We start from the raw sequence: 4,267 nt of genomic DNA on the forward strand, positions 1-4,267 counted from the left end.
GCATCCGGACATCAGGCGGCCACGAGGCCAGAAATGCCAAAAGCCGCCCATCGCAAAACGGGCGGCTGATCGGCAGACTGCAATCCGGTATTAGAAAAGCTTTGGCGGCAGGGTCTGGCTGCGCATGCGCTTGTGATGGCGCTTCACTGCCGCAGCCAGCTTGCGCTTGCGCTCTGCAGTGGGTTTTTCGTAGAACTCGCGGGCGCGCAACTCGGTCAGCAGACCGGTTTTTTCAACGGTGCGCTTGAAACGGCGAATCGCTACTTCGAACGGCTCATTTTCCTTCAGGCGAATGGCGGTCATCAACTCTATCCTAATTTCAAAAATCGACAGTTTGCAACTGAGCCGGGCATTATAAACAAAGGCGGGCGCAAATACCAAGCGCTTTGTTCCTGTTTTGTCCGGGGGCGGTGGGCGACAGGTTAGAATGCCGCCCATGCTGATTCTTGGAATTGAATCCTCCTGCGACGAGACAGGTATTGCGCTTTACAACACCGATGCTGGCGGTGCGCTACTGTCGCACGCGCTGCACTCTCAAGTGCTGATGCACCAGGAATACGGTGGCGTGGTTCCGGAACTCGCCTCTCGAGACCATATCCGGCATGTCGTGCCTTTGCTGCGCAAGGTATTGGCCGATAGCGGGCGCTCGCTTAACGAGCTTGATGCCGTCGCTTACACACAGGGCCCCGGACTGGCTGGCGCCTTGCTGGTCGGCGCCGCGTTTGCGGAAGGTCTGGCCGCTTCGCTCGGCATTCCGACCGTACCGGTACATCATCTTGAAGGACATTTGCTTTCGCCGCTACTGTCGAGTCGGCCGCCACAGTTCCCCTTCATTGCCCTGCTTGTCTCCGGGGGGCACAGCCAGTTGATGCAGGTCAATGGTGTCGGCGAGTACCAATTGCTCGGTGAAACACTGGACGATGCCGCCGGCGAAGCCTTCGACAAGACAGCCAAAATGCTGGGCATTCCTTACCCCGGCGGTGCGGAGCTGGCCGAGCTGGCTGAGTCTGGTCATCCGGACGTGGTCAAACTGCCGCGCCCGATGTTGCGCTCAGGCGATCTGAACTTCAGTTTCAGCGGTCTGAAAACCGCCGTGCTGACCAAAGTGCGCGAAATCGGCGCGCCCAGCGAGCAACAACGTGCCGACATTGCGCGCGGCTTCCAGGACGCCATTGTCGAAGTTCTGGTCCACAAATCGCTGCGCGCCGTGACGGACAGTGGCCTGAAACGGCTGGTCGTTGCCGGTGGCGTTGGCGCCAACCGCGAACTGCGCCGACGGCTCGATACGCAGGCGGCGAACGCGGCGATTTCCGTCTTTTACCCGGCGCTTGAGTTTTGCACCGACAACGGCGCCATGATTGCGTTGGCCGGCGCTTTGCGCTTTCAAGCCGGGGCTTCGATCAAGCCAGCCGGCGCGTTCGCCGTTCGACCGCGCTGGCCGCTGGCTGAATTAACGGCCTGATCGGAGCTGTTTCTTGGCGCCGATCTTTGGCTCGGCACCCGCCATCAGCCGCTGCAGATTTGACCAGTGCTTGCCGATCAGAGCCATTGCGATGATGCAGACCGTCAGCAACAGCACATTGCTGCCCCAGAGGAAAAAAGCGAAGAGTGGTGCAGCGGCTGCCGCAACCAGCGCTGCAAGGGAAGAATAGCGCAGTGCATACAAGACAATGAGCCAGGTCGCAAGCGTCGCCAGCCCAAGCCGTGGATCGATGGCCAGCAACACGCCGGCCGCCGTGGCGACGCCTTTGCCACCCTTGAATTTCAGGAACACCGGGTACAGGTGCCCAAAGAAGACGGCAAGCGCGACCAATCCGACATAGGCTTCTTTCAAGCCATAGTCGGCGCCGTATTTCCGGGCCAGAAAAACCGCCAGCCAGCCCTTGGCCAGATCGCCGAGCAGCGTTGTTGCAGCGGCAATCTTGTTGCCGCTGCGCAGCACATTGGTGGCACCCGGGTTCTTAGAACCGTAGCTGCGTGGGTCAGCCAGCCCGAAAAGCCGGCTGGAAACCACGGCAAACGGAATGGAACCCAGAAGATAAGCGGCAACAACGGCAGACAAGACGATCAAAACGTTGGACATGGACGAACCCCGGAAACTCGAAGTGTGGAAAGATGGCTGGGTTAGAATGCGCACACTACGCACACTGCCGGCCTGTCATCTGACTCAGTCCTTCCAGGCGGCCAACGATTCTACACCGAGCAGGCACATTCCCAGATGGACATCATCTTCATCGACGACCTACGACTCTCGACGCTGATCGGGATCTACCCGCGCGAAAAGGCGATGCCGCAAACGGTCGAGATTTCGTTGCAGATTGGCGTTTCAACTGCCAACGCTGGCACCAGTGACGATATCGGAGACACCATTGACTACGCAGCGGTCGTCGACCGCCTGCGCACCGACTTGGCGGTTCGTCATTTCAACCTGCTCGAAAAACTCGCTGAATATGTTGCCGACCTTTTGCTTAAAGACTTCGGCGCAAACTGGGTTCGCGTTTCGATTGCCAAGCTTGGCATGATGCGTGGCGTGCGGCGTGTCGGTGTGGTCATCGAGCGCGGCTTCCCCACCTGATTTCAGCCTTTCAGCGCCACATCGACAACGGTTGGCGACAGCGCACGCATCAAGTCGTGCGGATGCACGCCGACCAGGAACCCGCGCCGGCCTCCGTTGATGTAGATCAGCGGCAGATCGAGGATGCTCTTCTGAATGTATATCGGCAATTTCTTCCTGGTGCCGAACGGGCTGGTCCCGCCAACCAGAAAACCGGTATGCCGGTTTGCGACCTCCGGCTTGCAGGGCTCGATCTTCTTGCAACCGATCTGTCTGGCCAGTTCCTTGGTCGACACTTTGCGATCGCCATGCATCAAGACAATCAAGGGCTTCGCCGTCTCGTCTTCCATGACCAGCGTCTTGACCACGGCGTGTTCGTCGACATTGAGCTCGCGCGACGAGACACCCGTGCCGCCATGCTCTTCATAGTCGTACAGATGGTTCGAGTGGGCAATGCCGTGCTGGCGCAGAAATTTCGTCGCTGGTGTATCGGGGGCGTTCTCGGATTTCATGTTGTTTCCGCCAAAGTTATTTCTTAAGACAGCATAGTAGACCGAGGACGGCAGTGTTTCAGCAGCCGAGAACTAAACCTGTTTCAAAAGCGACTCGAAGTCCTCGATGGGCAAGGGGCGGCCGAAGAAATAGCCTTGATAGTTAAAACAGCCGGCTTGAGCCAGAAAGTCCCGTTGCGCTTCCGTCTCGACGCCTTCGGCGATGACGCCGAGTTCGAGATTCTGGGCCAAAGCCACGACAGTTCTGGCGATCGCGGCAGCGTTCGGGTTGGTCGTTACGTCACGGACAAAGGACTGGTCGATCTTCAATTGGCTCAAGGGCAGGCGCTTCAGGTAAGCAAGTGAGGAATAACCGGTGCCGAAGTCATCCAGCGAAAAACCGACGCCTTTGGCCCTGAGTATTTCCATCTTGGCGATGATTCTGTCGACGTCATCGAGCAGCAGGCTCTCGGTCAGTTCCAGCTTCAGCTTTGCCGGATCGGCTTTGCTGTCGTTGAGAACAGCCAGGATTTGATCGGCGAAATCCGGCTGACGGAACTGGCGGGCGCTGACGTTCACGGCTAGGGTCAGGTGGGCGGTTTCCGGCATTCCTGCCCAGATGCTCAATTGCCGGCAGGCGGTCTCAAGAACCCACAGGCCGAGCGGCAGAATCAACTCTGTCTCTTCGGCCAGCGGGATGAACTCGGCCGGCGACACCATTCCGCGTTCGGGGTGTTGCCAACGCAGCAGCACTTCGGCGCCGATTGCCCGGCCTGATACGTCGATCTGCACCTGATAGTGCAAAAGGAACTGCTGGTCGGCAATCGCCTTGCGCAGATCCGCCTCCATGACAACACGCTCGGTCACGGCCGCCTGCATGCCGGGATCGAAAAAACGGATCGTGTTGCGGCCGGCGGCCTTGGCCTGATACATCGCCAGGTCCGCACGTTTCATCAGATCATCGCCCTGGATCGAATGATCGCGGAACAGGCTGATGCCGATGCTCGACGTGCAGTGGTGGCTGCGGCTGCCCGGCGAGCCGTCGGCCCGAGCCAGATCGAGCTGATAGGGATAGCGCAACCTGGCCAGAATTTTCTCAGCTACGCTTTCAGCCTGCCTCGGGGCGGCATCGGACTCGTCGAGATCTTCAAGGATTACGACGAACTCGTCGCCGCCCAGACGCGCCACGGTATCCCCCTCGCGAATGCTGGCTTTGAGACGC

General features: G+C 59.1%; 6 protein-coding genes. 2 read left to right on the forward strand and 4 right to left on the reverse strand.

Annotated features, from left to right (window positions below; all coding sequences use genetic code 11):
• Window positions 1-90: 90 nt before the first annotated feature.
• On the reverse strand, window positions 91-303 hold the full coding sequence (gene rpsU, locus PROAA_RS17805; protein ID WP_186412635.1) for a 30S ribosomal protein S21: 213 nt from the start codon (window positions 301-303) through the stop codon (window positions 91-93).
• Window positions 304-436: 133 nt separating this feature from the next.
• Here rpsU and tsaD point away from each other — a divergent pair, with 133 nt between their 5' ends.
• On the forward strand, window positions 437-1,462 hold the full coding sequence (gene tsaD / locus PROAA_RS17810; RefSeq protein WP_186412636.1) for a tRNA (adenosine(37)-N6)-threonylcarbamoyltransferase complex transferase subunit TsaD: 1,026 nt from the start codon (window positions 437-439) through the stop codon (window positions 1,460-1,462).
• On the opposite strand, the gene plsY is transcribed toward tsaD, so the two are convergent.
• The gene (gene plsY / locus PROAA_RS17815) at window positions 1,451-2,083 is read right to left on the reverse strand and encodes a glycerol-3-phosphate 1-O-acyltransferase PlsY (RefSeq protein ID WP_186412637.1); all 633 of its coding nucleotides are present in this window, start codon (window positions 2,081-2,083) and stop codon (window positions 1,451-1,453) included. The genes tsaD and plsY overlap by 12 nt on opposite strands.
• Window positions 2,084-2,218: 135 nt before the next feature.
• Between plsY and PROAA_RS17820 the strand changes: the two genes are divergently transcribed.
• Entirely contained in the window at window positions 2,219-2,575 is a 357-nt protein-coding gene (locus PROAA_RS17820) for a dihydroneopterin aldolase (RefSeq protein ID WP_186412638.1), read from the forward strand.
• A gap of 2 nt (window positions 2,576-2,577) precedes the next feature.
• On the opposite strand, the gene ybaK is transcribed toward PROAA_RS17820, so the two are convergent.
• Both ybaK and PROAA_RS17830 read right to left on the reverse strand, forming a co-directional pair.
• Entirely contained in the window at window positions 2,578-3,066 is a 489-nt protein-coding gene (ybaK, locus tag PROAA_RS17825) for a Cys-tRNA(Pro) deacylase (RefSeq protein WP_186412639.1), read from the reverse strand.
• 72 nt (window positions 3,067-3,138) lie between these two features.
• A partial coding sequence (locus PROAA_RS17830; protein ID WP_186412640.1) for a putative bifunctional diguanylate cyclase/phosphodiesterase occupies window positions 3,139-4,267 on the reverse strand: 1,129 nt, incomplete at its 5' end.

The organism is Candidatus Propionivibrio aalborgensis (assembly GCF_900089945.1).
Lineage (GTDB): Bacteria > Pseudomonadota > Gammaproteobacteria > Burkholderiales > Rhodocyclaceae > Propionivibrio > Propionivibrio aalborgensis.

Excerpts from the sequence above, each read along its gene's own strand:
- plsY (WP_186412637.1), bottom strand. The coding sequence starts at position 2,083 with ATGTCCAACGTTTTGATCGTCTTGTCTGCCGTTGTTGCCGCTTATCTT.
- tsaD (WP_186412636.1), top strand. The coding sequence starts at position 437 with ATGCTGATTCTTGGAATTGAATCCTCCTGCGACGAGACAGGTATTGCG.
- ybaK (WP_186412639.1), bottom strand. The coding sequence starts at position 3,066 with ATGAAATCCGAGAACGCCCCCGATACACCAGCGACGAAATTTCTGCGC.
- rpsU (WP_186412635.1), bottom strand. The coding sequence starts at position 303 with ATGACCGCCATTCGCCTGAAGGAAAATGAGCCGTTCGAAGTAGCGATT.
- PROAA_RS17820 (WP_186412638.1), top strand. The coding sequence starts at position 2,219 with ATGGACATCATCTTCATCGACGACCTACGACTCTCGACGCTGATCGGG.